10 protein-coding genes are annotated in these 17,615 nt (G+C 67.8%); 8 read left to right on the plus strand and 2 right to left on the minus strand.

The features are described from left to right. Nucleotides 1-40: 40 nt before the first annotated feature. The 6 genes from NF556_RS19735 (at nucleotide 41) to NF556_RS19760 (ending at nucleotide 8,977) form a co-directional block, all read left to right on the plus strand. Complete coding sequence (locus tag NF556_RS19735) at nucleotides 41-940, plus strand: ABC transporter permease (protein WP_252592894.1); 900 nt, start codon at nucleotides 41-43, stop codon at nucleotides 938-940. A gap of 12 nt (nucleotides 941-952) precedes the next feature. Beyond that, nucleotides 953-2,059: a taurine ABC transporter substrate-binding protein gene (locus NF556_RS19740; RefSeq protein ID WP_252592895.1), complete on the plus strand. Its 1,107-nt coding sequence runs from the start codon at nucleotides 953-955 to the stop codon at nucleotides 2,057-2,059. Beyond that, nucleotides 2,056-2,838: an ABC transporter ATP-binding protein gene (locus tag NF556_RS19745; RefSeq protein WP_252592896.1), complete on the plus strand. Its 783-nt coding sequence runs from the start codon at nucleotides 2,056-2,058 to the stop codon at nucleotides 2,836-2,838. Before NF556_RS19740 ends, NF556_RS19745 begins: the two co-directional genes overlap by 4 nt. Nucleotides 2,839-2,860: 22 nt before the next feature. Further along, the gene (locus tag NF556_RS19750; protein ID WP_252592897.1) at nucleotides 2,861-3,178 is read left to right on the plus strand and encodes a DUF4235 domain-containing protein; all 318 of its coding nucleotides are present in this window, start codon (nucleotides 2,861-2,863) and stop codon (nucleotides 3,176-3,178) included. A gap of 80 nt (nucleotides 3,179-3,258) precedes the next feature. Beyond that, nucleotides 3,259-4,410, plus strand: coding sequence for a non-hydrolyzing UDP-N-acetylglucosamine 2-epimerase (gene wecB / locus NF556_RS19755; protein ID WP_252592898.1), 1,152 nt, complete (start codon nucleotides 3,259-3,261; stop codon nucleotides 4,408-4,410). 58 nt (nucleotides 4,411-4,468) lie between these two features. Next, nucleotides 4,469-8,977 carry a glycosyltransferase gene (locus NF556_RS19760; protein ID WP_252592899.1) on the plus strand — a complete coding sequence of 1,503 codons (4,509 nt, stop codon included), beginning with the start codon at nucleotides 4,469-4,471 and terminating at the stop codon, nucleotides 8,975-8,977. Nucleotides 8,978-8,981: 4 nt separating this feature from the next. On the opposite strand, the gene NF556_RS19765 is transcribed toward NF556_RS19760, so the two are convergent. Further along, nucleotides 8,982-10,769 carry a heparinase II/III domain-containing protein gene (locus tag NF556_RS19765; RefSeq protein ID WP_252592900.1) on the minus strand — a complete coding sequence of 596 codons (1,788 nt, stop codon included), beginning with the start codon at nucleotides 10,767-10,769 and terminating at the stop codon, nucleotides 8,982-8,984. A gap of 30 nt (nucleotides 10,770-10,799) precedes the next feature. Next, nucleotides 10,800-12,044, minus strand: a complete 1,245-nt coding sequence (gene wecC, locus NF556_RS19770; RefSeq protein ID WP_252592901.1) for a UDP-N-acetyl-D-mannosamine dehydrogenase — start codon at nucleotides 12,042-12,044, stop codon at nucleotides 10,800-10,802. Between the two features lie 166 nt (nucleotides 12,045-12,210). Between wecC and NF556_RS19775 the strand changes: the two genes are divergently transcribed. Then, nucleotides 12,211-16,806 carry a glycosyltransferase gene (locus NF556_RS19775; RefSeq protein WP_252592902.1) on the plus strand — a complete coding sequence of 1,532 codons (4,596 nt, stop codon included), beginning with the start codon at nucleotides 12,211-12,213 and terminating at the stop codon, nucleotides 16,804-16,806. Beyond that, entirely contained in the window at nucleotides 16,803-17,543 is a 741-nt protein-coding gene (locus tag NF556_RS19780; RefSeq protein WP_252592903.1) for a DUF6270 domain-containing protein, read from the plus strand. Before NF556_RS19775 ends, NF556_RS19780 begins: the two co-directional genes overlap by 4 nt. Nucleotides 17,544-17,615 lie beyond the last annotated feature (72 nt).

Below are 17,615 nucleotides of genomic sequence, written 5' to 3' on the forward strand. Positions count from 1 at the left end.
ACCGGAGATGTCACCGAACGGAAGCGCGGAGCCACCGCACATGACCGGACCGAATCAGGACGAGACCACCGTCGTCGCCGAGACCGACCCACTGGGGCAGTCACTGCGCGTCGCGGCGGATCACCGTCGCAGCCGGCGCACCCAGAGGCTCCGCAAGCTCGGCCTGAGCTCTGCAGTGTTGGTGGTCGCGCTGGCGGTGTGGTGGCTCGTCACCAGGCTCGAACTGGTGCCGGCGCTGTATCTGCCGTCGCCGGGTGCGGTGTGGGATGCCTTCGTGCAGTCCAACACCTGCCGTGACCTCGACAGTGGTCGCACGGTCTGCGGCGAGCAGAACTACTACATGTGGGAGCACCTGATCGCCTCGATGCAGCGCATCGTGGTCGGGGTGGGGGTCGCGGTCGTGCTCGGCCCGCTGGTCGGGTTCCTGATGGGCAGCATCGAGTGGCTGAACACGGCGCTCGAGCCCTACCTGAACTTCCTGCGCTCCCTGCCGCCGCTGGGCTACATCGGTCTGCTGATCGTGTGGTTCGGCATCGGCAACACCAGCAAATACTGGCTGCTCTTCCTGGCCGCGTTTCCCCCGATCGTGATCGCGACGATCAACGGGGTGCGCGGCGTGCGCGAGGACAGCATCCACGCGGCCCGCTCGATGGGCGCCAGCCGCTGGCAGGTCGGGCGCCACATCGTGCTGCCCGCCACCCTGCCCGAGGTCATCGGCGGCATCCGCATCGCCGTGGGCTTCGCGTGGACCACCGTCGTGGCGGCCGAGCTCAACGCTGGCCTGCCCGGCATCGGCGGACTCGCCTATGTCTCCGGACAACAGCTGCAGACCGCCCTGACCATTGCCTGCATCATCGTCATCGGCCTGGCGGCCGTGGCACTGGACGCCCTGCTCAAACACCTCGGGACGCTGCTCGTGCCCTGGTATGGCCGGGCCTGACAAGGAGACACCATGATCACCACCCGTTCCCGAGCCAGCCGCGCTCGATCCGCCCGGGGCGTCGCGCTGGTCGCCGTCGCCGGCATCCTGCTCGCGGGGTGCGTCGAGGAGGGCCGCTCGTCCAACCCTGACGATGAGGAGGCCAGTGGCGGCTCCGGAGCCTCCAGCGACTGCCCGATCGAGGTCAACGAGGACATCGACACCACGGTGGCGGTCGGCTATCAGCCCATCCCCAACGGTGACCTGGTCGTGCGCGACCTGGGATGGCTCGAGGCCTGTATGCCGAATGCCACCGTCTCGTGGGTCAAGGTCGCCTCGGGTGGGGAGATGGTCCAGGCCTTTGGGTCCGGGTCGGTCGACCTCGGCCTGGTCGGCTCCAGCCCGGCCACCAAGGCGGTCTCGCCGCCCAACAACATCGACATGCAGGTGATCTGGATCCACGACGTGATCGGCGAGGCCGAGTCACTGGTCGTGCAGGAGGGCGCGGGCGACACCCTGGCCGACCTGGCCGGCAAGAGCGTGGCCGTCCCGTTCGCCTCCACGGCGCACTATTCACTGCTGGCCGCCCTCGAGCGCGAGGGCATGACCCCCGCGGACATCGAGCTGATCAACCTCTCCCCCGACGCCATGCTGGCCGCCTGGGAGCGACAGGAGATCGACGCCGCCTGGGTCTGGGCACCCACCCTGCCGCTGCTGACCGAGAGCGGACACATCATCGTCTCGGCCGCAGACACGGCCGAGGCCGGCGCACCCACCTTCGACCTGGCCGGTGCCACCACCGAGTTCGTCGACGCCAACCCCGAGTTCACGGAGGTCTGGACCGCACTGCAGGACCAGGCCGTCCAGATGATCCTCGAGGACGAGGATGCAGCAGCGGAATCGATCGGTGTCCAGCTGGGCATCTCCACCGACGAGGTCCTCGACCAGCTCGGCGGCTATACCTTCCTGACCGCCGCCGACCAGGCCGGCGAGGACTATTTCGGTGGCCAGCTCTCGCAGGATCTGATCAACACCGCGGACTTCCTGGTCACCCAGGAGGAGATCGACGAGGTCAACACGGCCGAGGCCTATGAGGCCGCCATCTACACCGACGCGATCGACAAGGTCGCCGGTCAGTGAGTTTCACCCTGGACGCGGTCTCCCAGCGCTACATCACCGACAGTGGCGAGATCGTCCACGCCCTGGCCGACACCTCCCTTGAGGTGCCGGCCGGGCAGTTCGTCTGCGTCGTGGGCCCGTCCGGGTGTGGCAAGACCACCCTGCTGAAGATCCTGGCCGGGTTCCTGCGCCCGACCGGCGGTCAGGCCAGCGTGAAGGGCTCTCCGATCACCGGACCCTCCTGGGAGCGTGGCGTGGTCTTCCAGCAGGCCAACCTCTATCCCTGGCTCACCGTGCGCAAGAACGTCGAGCTCGGCCTGAAGTTCCGCGGGGTCGGCGCTGCGGAGCGCCGCGAGACCGGGCAGCGATCCCTGGACCTGGTGGGACTGTCCGGCTTTGAGGACAAGAAGACCTATGAGCTCTCCGGCGGCATGCAGCAGCGCGCGCAGATCGCCCGGGTGCTGGCCAATGACCCAGAGATCATCCTGATGGACGAGCCCTTTGGTGCCCTCGACGCCCTGACCCGCGAGCGACTGCAGATGGACCTGCTGCAGATTGCCCGCGAGCGCCAGAAGACGATCTTTTTCATCACCCACAGCGTGGAAGAGGCCGTCTTCCTCGGCGACCGGGTCCTGGTGATGAGTCCGCGCCCCGGACGTGTCGTGCTCGACGAAAACGTCGAGATCTCCAAGACCTATGGCCGTCTGCTGCCCGGCAAGGAACTGCGCTCCACCCCTGAATTCATCGATCTGCGCGACCGCATCGCCGACACCATCTACACCGGGCAAGCGCCAGCCTAATGGTCGTGGCAGGCTAGGGCCCATGGGTAACTTGATGTGGAAGGTGATGGCGGCCGGTGCGGCCGTGGGCGCGAGCATCGTCGCGCGCAAACTGACCGACGGGACGTGGAAGTTTGTCTCCGGCGGTGACTCACCGAGCAACCCCGAGGACCCGGACATCGACATCAAGGAGGCCATCGCCTTCGCGGTGCTCTCCGGCGCGATCGTCGGCCTGAGCCGGCTGGTCGCCAACCGCCAGGCCACCAAGATCTATGAGAAGTCCACGGGCCACCTGCCCCAGGCACTCGTGGACGCCCGAGACGCAGCGAACGACGCCAATGCCAAGAAGGCCAAGAAGTAACGGCCTCGTCCCTCCCTGCTGGCCCGTCCTGGGATGATGGACCCAAACCACTGCACCGTCCTGAGAGGCAGCGCGACACCATGACGTCACCCAAGCGTGTGATGACCATCTATGGCACCCGACCCGAGGCCATCAAGGTGGCTCCGGTGATCAAGGCCCTCGAGGCCAGCGACCAGTTTGAGTCACTCACGGCCGTCACCGGGCAGCACCGCGAGATGCTCGACCAGGTCAATGACATCTTTGAGATCGTCCCCGACTTTGACCTCGACGTCTTCGCGCACGGGCAGACGCTCAACGTGTTGATGGCCAAGGTCTTTGAGCGCCTCGACCCGGTGCTGCTGGAAAACGCTCCAGATGCGGTGCTCGTGCAGGGCGACACCTCGACCGTCGCGGCGGCCTCGATCGCGGCCTTCTATCGTCAGATCCCCGTCGTGCACCTCGAGGCCGGGCTGCGCAGCGGCAACATCCACTCCCCCTTCCCGGAGGAGGCCAACCGCAAGATCACCACCCAGGTCGCGGCCCTGCACCTCGCGCCGACCTCGACGTCCAAGGCCAACCTGACGCGCGAGGGCATCTCCGATGACCTGATCGTGGTCACCGGCAACACCGTCATCGACGCGCTCTTGCACACGGTCGAGCAGGGACTGCCGATTGCCGACGAGCGCCTGGCCAAGCACGTCGCCGACGGCGACAAGATCCTGTTGGTCACCACGCACCGTCGGGAGAACTGGGGCGACGCCATGCAGGGCGTCGGTCGTGCCCTGCGTCGGATCGGTGAGCGCTATCCCGACCTGACCATCGTGCTGCCGGCCCACCGCAACCCGATCGTGCGCGAGGCGGTCCTGCCCCACATCAAGGACCTGCCCAACGTGCTGGTGACCGAACCGCTCGCGTATGGCGAGTTCACCCGCGTCATGGCGGCCTCCACGGTCGTGCTCACCGACTCCGGCGGCGTCCAGGAGGAGGCGCCCTCCCTGGGCAAGCCGGTGCTGGTGATGCGCGAGAACACCGAGCGTCCCGAGGCCGTCGAGGCCGGGACCGTCAAGCTGATCGGCACCGACGAGGAGCGGATCGTCACCGAGGTGACCACGCTGCTGGATGATGAAACCGCCTATGCCGTCATGGGCAATGCGGTCAACCCCTATGGCGATGGCAAGGCTGCCGCCCGCAGCGTGGCCGCGATCTCGCACCTGCTGGACGGCACCCAGCGGCCCGAAGAGTTTGCTGGCTGATCCCCACGGCTGACCTGGCAGGATGGCCCTGCCAGGCGACGACGAGAGGGGCTGACCGGTGAACTTCCACCCGGACGAGACACGTGACGAAGCCTCGCTCAAGCGTGTCCTGGCGTCGGCCTTTGCTGCAGACCCCGAGGCGCCGAGCCGCTATCAGGAACTCCGCGACCGGGACGCCCACCAGAGTGCCCGCCTCGCGGAGGTGGAGCGTCAACTCGCCTCGCTGCAGGCCAAGAACACCGATCTGACCCGACGACTGGGCACGGCTCACGGCTCGCTCAAGGCCTATCGCAAGGAGAGCGCCCGGCTCAAGGCAGACCTGAAGCGGGTGCGCGGTTCGAGGTCCTATCGGCTGGGAAAGCGCATCGCCGACCCCCTCGGGACGCGGTGGGGACGTGCTGCGCAGAAGACTGCGGGGGATCCCGCGACGAAACCGGACACGGCAACTGCGCCACCGCCCGCATCCCAGGGAGCCGTCAGCACTGCTCCTGACAACGTGGCGAGCGCACCGCGCCCTCCGCTCACGTCCGAGTCGGACACGCCGCTGCGGCTCGCGGAATACACCTTTGAGGAGCTCAAGGACTGGCTGGAGCGCGAGCCGAGCACGGACAGTCTCAAGGCCGTCCTGTCGCGGGGGTGGTTTCAGGAGGGACTGGTCAGCGACCTGGCCCGCCTCCTCGAGCGGCACGCCGAGGTGGCCGGGGAGCTCACCGGCACAGACGCCATCCTGCCGCGCCGGATCCTGGGCGGTGACCGGGTCGACCAGCACGGCATCGGGGTGCCGCCGCGGGCACACGGAGCCGCCCACCTCCCCGAGCGTGGTCGCATCATGTATTGCGCCCACTCCACGCCGGTGTTCAACACCAACGGCTATTCGATCCGCACGCACGGCATGGCGACGGGCTTGCTGGCCAGCGGCGAGGACGTGTGCGTCGTCGGCCGCCCGGGCTATCCCTGGGACTCCTCGATCGACACCGCCAAGCCCGATCGCGTCCGGCAGTCCGAGCAGCTCGATGGCGTGACCTACGTCCATCTGCCAGCCAGCCCGATCGACGCCACGGCCTTTGACCACTATGTCCTGGAAGCCGCGGACGCCTTCGTCCGCGAAGCCCGCCTCCTGCGGCCCAGCCTGGTCCATGCTGCGTCCAACTTCCGCACTGCTCTGCCGGCCCTCATCGCGGCGCGCCGCCTAGGACTGCCGTTCGTCTATGAGGTGCGCGGGCTCTGGGAGATCACGGAGGCCTCGACGAAGGAGGGCTGGGAGCAGACGGAGCGCTATGCCCAGCACGTCGAGATGGAGACCCTCGTCGCGACCGAGGCGGACGCGGTGCTGGCCATCACGGAGGAGACCCGCCAGGAGTTGGTCCGGCGGGGCGTCCCGGCGAAGAAGATCTCGCTGGCCCCCAACGCCGTCGACACCGACGTCTATCTGCCCCTGCCCACCGACGCTGCGTATGCCCGTGAACAGGGCATCCACACGGACCGACCAGTCATCGGCTTCACCGGCAGCATGGTGGACTACGAGGGGCTGAGCGTCCTGCTCGACGCGGTCGCCCTGCTGGCGCGGCAGGAGGACCCCGACGCGGCGGCCAGATTCCAGGTTGTCCTGGCCGGCTCCGGCGCGGCCGAGGCTTCACTCAAGGCCCGTGCCCAGGAGCTCGGGCTCACTGATCGGGTGCTCTTCCTCGGTCGTCTGCCGCAGGCGCAGATCCCCCGACTGCTCAGCACGATCGACATCATGCCGCTGCCGCGGCTGTCGCTGCCGGTGACCGAGATGGTCTCGCCGCTGAAACCGCTGGAGGCTCTCAGCGCCGGCAAGGCACTGGTGCTCTCCGACGTGTCCCCGCACCGAATCTTCGCCGGGGACCACCAGGACCGCGCCCTGCTGGTCCCACCCGGCGATGCCGAGGCCCTCGCGCGGGCGCTGCAGGAACTGGTCACCGACAAGGACCGCCGCCTGGGACTCGGCCGCGCCGGTCGCCTCTGGTGCCTGGACCACCGGACCTGGACCCATGTCGCCCCGGAGGTCGCAAAGGCACACCAGCGGGCGCAGCAAAACCACGACGACGCAGTCAACATGGTCGAGTCCCGGACCTTGCCCAGCCTGCGGGTCGGCCTGGTCGCCGACGAGTTCACCACCACGACTCTGCAGGCCAGTGTCCACGTGACACCACTGGGACGGGCCACGTGGCACGAGCAGTTGCCTGGCCTGGACCTGGTCTTCATCGAGTCCGCGTGGGAGGGCAACGCTGGCCAGTGGCACCGCGGCGTCGGGCAATACGAGCCCGAGGAACACCAGGACATCGTCGACCTGCTCGCGGCTGCCCGGGAGCTCGGCATCCCGTCTGTGTTCTGGAACAAGGAGGACCCGGTCCACTTCAACCGGTTCGTCGGCACCGCGTCGCTGTGCGACCACATCTTCACCACCGATGCCGGCCGCATCCCGGCCTATCTCGAGCACGGCGAGCCCACCCTGCGCACGGTCTCCGCCCTGCCGTTCTATGCCCAGCCGCGGATCCACAACCCGCTGCCCACCGACCGCCCCTTCGAGCCGACCGTCGCCTACGCCGGCACCTACTACGGCGATCGCTATGCCCAGCGCTCCCGCGAGCTCGCCGCACTGCTCGCCGCAGCCCTGCCACACGGCCTGACGATCTTTGACCGCCAGGCTGACAACCCGGACTCGCCCTATCACTTCCCGCCGCGCTTCGTCCGACACGTGCGCGGCAGCCTGCCCTACGCCGAGGTGCTCAAGTCCTACAAGAGCCACCTGGCCAACCTCAACGTCAACTCCGTGGCCAACTCACCCTCGATGTTCTCCCGGCGCGTGGTCGAGGTCGCTGCCTCCGGTGGCGTGGTGCTCTCCGGCCCCGGCCGGGGCGTGAGCGAGACCTTCGGCTCGGCCATCCCGACGGCGGCTGACCCGGCGGTGTGGGGGGCCCACCTGAGCACCTGGGCCGACGACCCGCAGGAGCGGCTGCGCGAGGCCTGGCTCCAACTGCGCGCCGTGCTCCGCTCACACACCGCCGACACCGCCCTGACGATTGTGGCCCGCACGGCGGGGCTGGCGGTCACCGGGCCGACCCTGCCGTCGTATGCCGTGGTGTTGGACTCCCCGCACGCCCAGGCGGGCGTGGGTGATCTGGTGGAGTCGCTGCTCGCCCAGTCCGTGCTTCCCGTCCAGGTCGTCCTCGGCGAGGGCCACGGCTCGAGCGCTGACCTGCTGGAAGCCACCGGGGTTGAGGTCGTGGCAAGCCCCAGCGACGTCACGGCCGACTGGGTCGGAGTCCTGGATCATGTGCGGCCCCGCACTTGGTTTGAGGATCTCCTGCTGGCCACCCGCTTTGGCGACTGGGACGCGCTCGAGGCCGGCTCAGATGCTCGTTTGCACCCTGCGGACCCGATCGCCGAGCCCACCGACCGCCCGGAGACCCGGTGGGATCTGGTGTCCCGCAAGGACGCTCACGATTCACCTGCTCTGGGCCAGGCTCTCACGGGCGCCGGCCGCGCGGGCCTGCACCTGCTGACCCCGCTCCCTGCTGCCCAGCCAGCCACCGACCGCGGTGACGAGTCCGTGGCCGTCAGCGAGCGGCATACGGAGACCCGGGTTGTCGTGGCGGGCCACGACCTGAAGTTTGCCGGCGGCCTCATCGACGCGCTGCGCGCGAGCGGCGCCCAGGTCGACCTGGACGTCTGGGACAACCACACCCAGCACGACGAGGAGCGCTCCCTCGCCCTGCTGGCCCAGGCCGACACCGTCTTCTGCGAATGGGGTCTGGGCAACCTGGAGTGGTATTCACACCGGGTCCGGCCCGGTCAGCGCCTGGTGACCAGGGTGCACCTGCAGGAGCTGGACCGCCCCTACCTCGCCCGCACTGAGCACGCCAACGTCGATGCATATGTCTTTGTCGGAGAACTGATCCGGGAGTCTGCGATCCGTGGCCACGGCGTCCCCCGTGAGCGTTCACTGGTCATCCCGAACGGCGTGCCGGTCGATGCCCTGGCCCTGCCCAAGACCGCAGACGCCCACCGGACCATCGGCCTGGTCGGCATCCTGCCCGAGCGCAAGCGACTCGATCTGGCCCTGGACATCGTGGAGGGGCTCCAGAAGCGGGGCGAGGACTACACACTGCGGGTCAAGGGCAAGTTGCCCGCCGACCTGCCGTGGATGAAGGACCGCCCGGACGAACTCGCCTGGTTCGACGCGCAGTTCGCCCGGATCGATCGGCTCAACGCTGCGCGGCCCGGCGCCGTCGTGCTGGACGGCCACGGGGACGACATGGCGCAGTGGTATCGCCACATCGGGGTTGCCCTGAGCGTCAGTGACTTCGAGTCTTTCCACCTCACCATCGCCGACGGTGCCGCCAGTGGCGCACTGCCCGCCGTGCTCGCCTGGGACGGGTCCGACCTGATCTATCCGCGCGACTGGCTCAGCGCCAGCACCGACCAGATCGTGGAGCGCGTGCTCAACGCATCACGCGACCCCGAGCCGATCCAGGCGGTCGTGCGGGAGCGGTTCGACGCCGCAGACGTGTTCCGCCGCTTGGCGACCATCGCACTGGGCTGAGCGCTCAGGTCAGACCCGGCGAGTCGCCGGCACGGATCGTCGTCGTCAGGCGCAGACCGCGGCCTCGGCTGGCGACCCGGATGACCGTGCTCGGCTCGTGCCGTCCGAAGCGCGGGAAGCGCATCGCCTGCACCCGGCCGGTGTCGCGCGGTCGGATGATGTTGGCCCTCGGCGTCCCCGGGCCGAACCAGGACAGGTCGAGCACGGTGGACCCACCCACGGCCAGTTCGGCGCCCGTGTCGTGAAGGGTGACCTCCACCCCGGGGCCGATGTGCCAGAGCACCTCGTAGTCGTGCTCCTGGCCGTCCTGGTGCTCGACGGTGTCGGTGACCAGGATGTGCAGGTTGCCGCCTGGCTCTCGGACCCGGACGTCACGGGCGTGGACCGCTGCAGCAAAGCGACTGTTGGTGCCGGTGACGTGCATCAGGTGGTCCTTGACCGGTGCTAGCTGTGAGTCCGGTGCGGTCGCCGCCCTCCCAACGCGTCGCCGCAGCAGTGCGCGCAGCCCGGTGCGCGCGGCGCCGGGCGGGTTCGACAGCGGCTCCGCGAGACGGTCCACCAGGTGCACTCCCCCTGGCTCCTGGTCCACCCGCGGCAGCGACCGGCCATCGACCACAACGACGTTGTGGGCGTGCTGGGAGTAGGCGTACTTGGTCAGGGGGTTCTTGTAGTCGTAGCCATTCGGGCCAGCCTCGGACAACAGCCACCGGCCTCGGCCGAAGACCGTGAGCGCCAGGTCGTCACAGTGGTGGTGATAGTGCGCGAGGTAGGCCGCCTTGAAGGTCATGACATAGGCGTCGGGGTCGCCCCAGGCAGTGCGGTGCATGGCATAACCGCCGTGGGCAAAGACGACCGATCGCTCGGCTGGAGGCTCGCCCTCCTGGCCATTGCGCGTGACGTAGCGATAGGCGGGGCCGGTGAAGGTGCTCCGGTGACCGCTGCGCCCGACGGTGAGCACTTTGGTGTCTCCTAACGGGGCGATGGTCCCGTCGGGCAGGACCGAGTGGACGGCGAACCGCTCCGCCCCTTCGTAGATCCGCTCGAGCACAACCGCCTGGTCGGGATCGACGGCACGCACGGCGGGGATGACGTCGCGCAGGCTGCGGGCGACCATCAGGTGATACGCCGGGCTGTTCTCCACGTGCACGCCGTCGCGGGTGAAGGCGACGCTGAAGTAGTCACTCAGCCGCTCCGCGGCGCACCGCGTCGCACGGTCGGCCAGTTCGGTGCGCGGCAGCCACGTCTCGCTGCTGGCCGCGAAGCGCAGCAGGGACAGATCCTGAAACATGCCGTGGTTGTTGATCCCGGCATAGAAGTCGTCGGTGACAAGCAGCTCGGCAGTCGACGTGGCCAGGGTCGCCACCTGGTCGCGTCGAGCGTCCTCGATGACGTCACCGTGGTCGTCGAGCAAGCGGCAAAGCTGCATGAGCCTCTGAGCCGTCGTCTCGTCGTGGTGAGCCATGGGGAGGTCGTCCCGCGCTGCCACGACGTCCTGCCAGCGCAGCAGCAGGTCGACGCCACGCGACGCGGCCCGTCGCACCACGACGTCGTCGGTGACGTCACGGTTAAGCACGGTGAGGTGCCAGTCGGCCAGGAAGATGAACCCGTGCAGGTGACGGGCGTGCGCTCGCGACACGTCGGCGGTCCAGCACCCGCCGTTGTCAAACGCGATGTCCGGAAAGTCGCGTGCCGAGATCACCCGGTCTGCGAGGAATCTCCTCGCTCGGTCCCGTGCCGCAGCTTCCGTGACAACAGGAACGAAGACGTCGACCAACTCGCGAGTCAGGGACACCTGAGGCCCACCTCCCCCTTGTGGTCGGGCCTAGTTGCGCCAGGTGCCGCGGGTGTTGATGACGGTCTTGCCCTCAAGTGCGGCGGTGTCCATGGCCTTGAACTCCTTGTGGTCCACCAAGAGCACGACCACATCAGCCGCCGCCACGGCCTCCTCCAACGGTGTCAGTGCCAAGTTGGTGTGCCCGGCCAGGGTGGCCGGGAGCTCATTGACGTTCGGCTCCACCGCGAGCACCCGGCCCTGCGGCAACGCCTCAGCAAGCAACCCGGTGATGTTCAACGCCGGCGACTCCCGCATGTCATCAATATCGGGCTTGAACGCCAACCCCAACGCCGCCACCACCGGCGACTCCTTACCCGACGCGGCCTCCAACACCTGGGAGATCACATACTGCGGCTTGGCGTCATTGACCTCACGCGCCGTCCGGATCAACCGCGCCTGCTCCGTGGCCGCAGACACGATGAACCACGGATCCACCGCGATGCAGTGCCCACCCACCCCCGGACCCGGCTGCAAGATGTTCACCCGCGGGTGCTTGTTCGCCAACTCGATCAACTCAAACACATCGATCCCGAGCCGCTCGGAGATGATCGACAACTCATTCGCGAACGCGATATTCACATCCCGGAACGAGTTCTCCGTCAGCTTCGCCATCTCCGCCGTCGTCGCATCCGTCAGGAAGATGTCCGCGTGACAGAACACCTCATACAACTCCTTCGCACGCTGAGCCGCGTGCGAAGTCAACCCACCCACGATCCGGTCGTTCTCCACCAACTCGACCATCACCCGCCCCGGCAACACCCGCTCCGGACAGTGCGCCACATCCACCGTCATCGCATCCGGCTCAGCGTTCAGGTTCAACTCCGGACGCGCCGCCAGGATCCGCTGACCCACCCGCTCCGTCGCCCCTGGAGGAGACGTCGACTCCAGAATCACCAACTCCCCACCCGAGAGCTGCGGGATAATCCCGTCCGTCGCCGCATCGATATATGACAAGTCCGCCTCGTGCCCGTCCTTGAACGGCGTCGGCACCGCGATGATGAACACATCCGCCGCCGGAGTGTCCTTCTGCGCCGACAACAACCCCTTGCTCACCGCCCCCGCCACATGGATCCCCAGATCCGGCTCCACAAACGGCACCTCACCCCGATTCACCGCATCAACATGCTTGTCGCTGACGTCAACCCCCACCACGTGGACACCATTGGACGCCAAAATCGCAGCCGTCGGCAAACCGATATACCCCAAACCGATCACCACAACACGCCGATCCATACCCGCACCTCACTGACGACAACAAACGGTCCCAGCCACACTACCGCCCACCCACCCCAACCCAGCCACGTGATCATCCGTCGTTGGCCGCTCCCGTGTCACCCTCCTAGACGGCTGACTCGTGACAGGATGGACCGGTGATTCAGCACGTGGCACGGGAGGGTTCGTGAGCTTTCATCCGGACGAGGCGCGAGAGGCCTCGGAACTGCGCCGCTTCTTGGAGGCGGACTTCGCGGCGGACCCGAACGCCCTGTCGAAGTACCAGGGGCTCATGGGCCGGGACGTGCGCAACCGTGCGCGGATCGCGGAGCTTGAGAGGGCCCTCAAGCAAGCCGCCGCCGAGACTAACCGTGTGGAGAAGTCCTTCACGAAGGCAGAACGCAAGCGCCGCGAGCTCCGCGACGCCAATGCCGACCTGACGCGTCGCCTGGGCAGCGCCCACGGGGCTCTCGAGGCCTACCGCAAGGAGACCGCCCGACTCAAGGAAGACCTACAGCGGCTTCGCGGATCGCGGTCCTACCGCATCGGCCGGAACCTGGTCGACCCGTTTGGACTCAGGTCGGTGCGGGCCTCGCAGGAGGCCCTGCCGGTGGCGAGCTCCACCACAGCCGCGGCGCAGCCCGCGGCCGACCCTCGCCCGGCCACCTCCGCCAGTCCCCGACAAAACACGGCACTGGGCGCTGCTGACCTGCCCCCGGCGCCAGACTCACTCCGGACCGAGGACGCACCCCGCCTACGACGCCTCTCAGAGTGGTCCTACGAGGAGCTCCTGGAGTGGCTCGAGCGCGAGCCAGGTCCGGACAGCCTCAAGGCCGTCCTCTCCCGGAGCTGGTATGCCGAGGGGCAGTTCAGCAGACCAGCTGAACTGCTCGAAGCGCACGAGGAGATCGCTGCCCAGCTGACCGGGAAGGACGCAGTCCTCGCTGAGCGCATCCTCGGAGCCGCGCGGGCCAAGGAACAGGGCTTCACGCTCCCACCGCGTGCCCGAGGAGCCGCCTATCTGCCCGAGCGGGACCGCATCATGTACTGCGCCCACTCCACCGCGATGTTCAACACCAACGGCTACTCGATCCGCACGCACGGGATGGCCAAGGGCCTCGCGATGGTCAACGAGGACGTCTTCGTCGTGGGCCGCCCGGGCTACCCCTGGGACTCCGCGACCGACATCGCCAAGCCGGCCACGGCACGGCACACCGGGGAGATCGAGGGCATCTCGTATGTCCACCTGCCCGGTAGCCCGCTGTCCAGCACGCCGTTCGACCGATTCATCCTGGAGGCCGCTGACGCCTACGTGCGTGAGGCGCGACTCCTGCGGCCCAGCCTGATCCACTCTGCGTCGAACTTCTGGACAGCGCTGCCCGCGCTGATTGCAGCCCGTCGGCTCGGGATCCCCTTCGTCTATGAGGTCCGCGGCCTGTGGGAGATCACCGAAGCCTCGGACAAGTCGGGCTGGGAACAGACGGAGAGATACAGCCAGCAGGTCCGCCTCGAGACCCTCGTGGCGACCGAAGCGGACTCAGTCCTGGCGATCACGGAGGAGACGAAGGACGAGTTGGTGCGCCGTGGCGTGCCAACCGACAGGATCTCCTTGGCCCCCAACGCCGTCGACACGTCGAACTACCTGCCCCTGCCCAAGGACGAGGCCTACGCCCGACGGAAGGGGGTGCGCACCGACCTTCCGGTCATCGGTTTTGCGGGCAGCATGGTCCGCTATGAGGGTCTGCACCTGCTATTAGAGGCTGCCTCCACGCTCGCCGAGCAGGAGGACTCCGAGGCCTCACCCGGCTTCCAGGTGGTTCTCGCCGGATCGGGTCGGGCCGAGGACGACCTCAAGGCCATGGCCCGCGACCTGGGCATCGCCGACCGGGTGCGTTTCCTCGGACGGTTGCCCAACTCCGAGATGCCGCAGCTGATCAGCCTGTTCGACATCATGCCGCTGCCCCGGCTCTCCCTGCCGGTGACCGAGATGGTCTCTCCGCTGAAGCCGCTGGAGGCCCTGAGCTCGGGCAAGGCCGTTGTGCTGTCCGACGTGTCCCCGCACCGGGTCTTCGCTGGCGCTGGCCAGGAGCGCGGGCGCCTCTTCACGGCCGGTGACGCGGACTCCCTGGCGACTGTTCTGGCCGAGCTCATCGCCGACCAGGACACGCGCACGACCCTGGGCCGAGAGGGGCGCCTGTGGTGCCTCGACAACCGCACCTGGGAGCGGGTCGCCGGTGGGGTGACCGATGTCCACGACCGCGCCCAGGCGAGCCACGACCACCTCGTCAGCGCGGTGAGTTCGCGGGAGCTGAGCAGCTTGCGCGTCGGTCTGGTTGCCGACGAGTTCACTAGCAGCACCCTGCAGGCCACCGTGCAGGTCACTCCGCTGGAGAGAGCCTCGTGGCGGGACCAACTGGGGGGTCTGCACTTGGTGTTCATCGAGTCTGCCTGGTCAGGCAACGGTGGCCAGTGGCACCGAGGTGTGGGGCGCTACAGCGCCGAGGAGCACCGGGACATCAAGGACCTGCTGGCGGCTGCCCGCGAGCTCGGTATCCCGTCAGTCTTTTGGAACAAGGAGGACCCGGTCCACTTCAACCGGTTCGTCGCCACGGCGTCACTGTGCGACCACGTCTTCACGACCGACGCAGGGCGGATCCCAGCCTATCTCACCCAGGGCGAGGGACAGGTGGCCACCGCGTCGGCCCTGCCCTTCTACGCCCAACCCAAGATCCACAATCCGCTGCCCACCGACCGGCCCTTCGATGCCAGCATTGCCTACGCTGGCACCTACTACGGCGACCGCTATGCGCAGCGCTCCCGCGAGCTCGCCGCCATGCTCAGCGCCGCGAAGCCGCACGGCCTGACGATCTATGACCGCCAGGCCTCCCTGCCGGACTCGCCCTACCATTTCCCGCCGCAGTTCGAGGCGCACGTGCGGGGCAGCCTCCCCTACGACGATGTGCTGAAGTCCTACAAGTCCCACGTCGCGAGCATCAACGTCAACTCCGTGGCGGACTCTCCGTCTATGTTCTCCCGCAGGGTCGTCGAGATCGCTGCCTCCGGTGGCGTCGTGCTCTCTGGACCGGGTCGAGGTGTCAGCGAGACGTTCGGCTCGGCAATCCCGTGCACCGGTGACCCCGTGGAGTGGCGCGCCTATTTCCGTGCGTGGACGACGGACTCCCAGGCCAGGCTGACCGAAGCCTGGCGGCAGATGCGCGCGGTCTCCCGAGGGCACACGGTGGGCACGGCACTGACCATCGTGGCGCGAACGGCTGGCCTCACCGTGACCGGCCCGGAGTTGCCGAGCTACGCGCTCGCGCTGCAGGGCACCTCCCCCGACGAGCTGTCCACGCTCGTGGAGTCGCTGCTCGCCCAGTCGGTCCTGCCTGCCGAGGTGCTGGTCGCCGCGCTGGACAGGCCCGACCTGCGGGACACTCTGCAGGCTGCTGGCATCACGGTCGTTGACGACGCCGACGACTTCAGCGCCGAGTTCGTTGGGTCTCTGACCTGCCCCGTGCCGAGGACCTGGTTCGAGGACCTCATCTGTGCCAGTGCCTACGGCGACTGGCAGGGTCTGGCCTGCACGACGCCGGAGGCTCTGACACCCGACGCACCCATCGCACGCCCGACCGACCAGCCGCCCGGGCGTTGGGACTTGGTCGCTCGCCCCCACCTGTGGCAGCACGACTCGCTGGACGAGGCCCTCGCTGCCACACCCCTTCACGGGCTTCACCTGGCCAAGCCGCTCGCGGACGCCCCGCTCGCCGCCGCCCACACCATCGCGACACCCCAGACTGTGGGGATCTCTACCGAGCGCACCCGCATCCTGGTCGCCGGTCACGATCTCAAGTTTGCACAGTCGTTCATCGATAGCCTGCGCGAGCAGGGTTTCCCGGTCGAGATCGACCAATGGCAGTCGCACACAGACCACGATGAGGAACGCTCCCAGGAGTTGCTCAGGTCCGCCCACGTCGTGTTCTGTGAGTGGGGCCTCGGCAACGCGGAGTGGTACTCCAAGCACGTGGGCAAGGAGCAGCGTCTCATCGTCCGGGTGCACTCCCAGGAACTGCGCCGCCCCTACCTCTCGCGCATCAAGCACGACAACGTGGCGGCCTACATTTTCGTGGGCTCGCTGATCCGCGAGGCGGCGGTGCGCGGCCACGGTGTCCCCCGGAACCGCACCGTGGTCATCCCCAACGGCGTGCCTGTGGACGCCCTGCAGCTGCCCAAGACGGAGGAAGCAGATCGGACCATCGGGCTGGTCGGCATCCTCCCCCAGAGCAAGCGCCTCGATCTGGCCCTGGACGTGTTGGAAGGCCTCCAGCAGCACGACCCAAGTTATCGTCTGCGCGTGCGTGGCAAGCTCCCATCCGAACTCCCCTGGCTCGCGCAACGGCCACTCGAGCTGCAGTACTTCGAGGACCAGTTCACCCGCATCGACGCGCTTAACTCGAGCCGACCCGACAGCGTGCTCATGGAGGGGCACGACGACAACATGACAGAGTGGTATCGCCACATCGGCATCGCCCTGAGTGTCAGTGACTTCGAGTCCTTCCACCTGACGATCGCTGACGGGGCAGCCAGTGGGGCCATGCCGGCGCTCCTGGCCTGGCCCGGAGCCGACCTCATCTACCCGCGGGACTGGATCTGCGCATCAACTGACGAGATCGTCAAGCGTGTCCTGTACGCCCCCCGCACCCCGGAGGTCGTGCAGGACGCGAGCAAGCTCCTGTTCAACGCTCAGCATGTGAACGACGCCCTGACCGCTACGGTGGTCGGATGAGTTTTGGCGTCTATATCTTCGGCAGTTGCGTCTCCCGCGATACCGTCACCGAGTTGGGCGACGACTACCACATCGTGCACTACACGGCGCGGCAGTCTGCCATCAGTGCTGGCCGGCCGGCGCAGGGCGTTGCGGAGCACATCCCGACCCTCTCATCCCCCTTCCAGGACCGAGTGGTGCGGGCAGACATCCGCGGCGATCTCTTCGACGTCGTCAGGCGCAAGGCAGGCGAAGCGGACATCGTCCTCCTCGATCTAGTCGACGAACGGTTTGGTGTAATCCAGCTAGGCGGCGGATATGTCACGCGGCTCGTCGAGTTCTGGTCGAACGGTGGCCAGGCAGTTTCCCGAGGCGCGCCGCACCTGGTTTTCGGGAGCGATGAGCACTTCGCGCTCTGGTCAGAGTCAGCCTCCGCAGTCGTCCAGGCCTTCCAACAGGCGGGGCTTGCCGGCCGCCTCGCGCTCTTCCACACCCCGTGGACCACGGTGCTGAATACCGGGGAGCCACTAGAACTACCCAGCTGGATGCCCGACCCCGACGAGATGAACGCCAAGCTAAGGCGCTATGTGCGCCACTACGCGTCGCTCGGCGTGCACGTCATCACCATGCCCAAGGACAAGGCTCGGTCAACTCGCGAGCACCGGTGGGGTCCCAGCCCGTTCCACTACACGGACGACGCCCATGGGTGGCTAGCCCAGCAGGTCGCGAAACTTATGCCGAGTCTCCCACCGCGCTAGACGGTGTACGCAAAACACAACCAGGGATCACCGGACACGGGTCACGTCCGTGGCCATGTGTGGACGCACAAC

It is taken from the genome of Ornithinimicrobium faecis (genome assembly GCF_023923225.1).
GTDB lineage: Bacteria > Actinomycetota > Actinomycetes > Actinomycetales > Dermatophilaceae > Ornithinicoccus > Ornithinicoccus faecis.

Bases quoted from the DNA above. Each gene is read 5' to 3' on its own strand.
- NF556_RS19735 (WP_252592894.1), top strand. From the start codon at position 41: ATGACCGGACCGAATCAGGACGAGACCACCGTCGTCGCCGAGACCGAC.
- NF556_RS19740 (WP_252592895.1), top strand. From the start codon at position 953: ATGATCACCACCCGTTCCCGAGCCAGCCGCGCTCGATCCGCCCGGGGC.
- NF556_RS19750 (WP_252592897.1), top strand. From the start codon at position 2,861: ATGGGTAACTTGATGTGGAAGGTGATGGCGGCCGGTGCGGCCGTGGGC.
- wecB (WP_252592898.1), top strand. From the start codon at position 3,259: ATGACGTCACCCAAGCGTGTGATGACCATCTATGGCACCCGACCCGAG.
- wecC (WP_252592901.1), bottom strand. From the start codon at position 12,044: ATGGATCGGCGTGTTGTGGTGATCGGTTTGGGGTATATCGGTTTGCCG.
- NF556_RS19780 (WP_252592903.1), top strand. From the start codon at position 16,803: ATGAGTTTTGGCGTCTATATCTTCGGCAGTTGCGTCTCCCGCGATACC.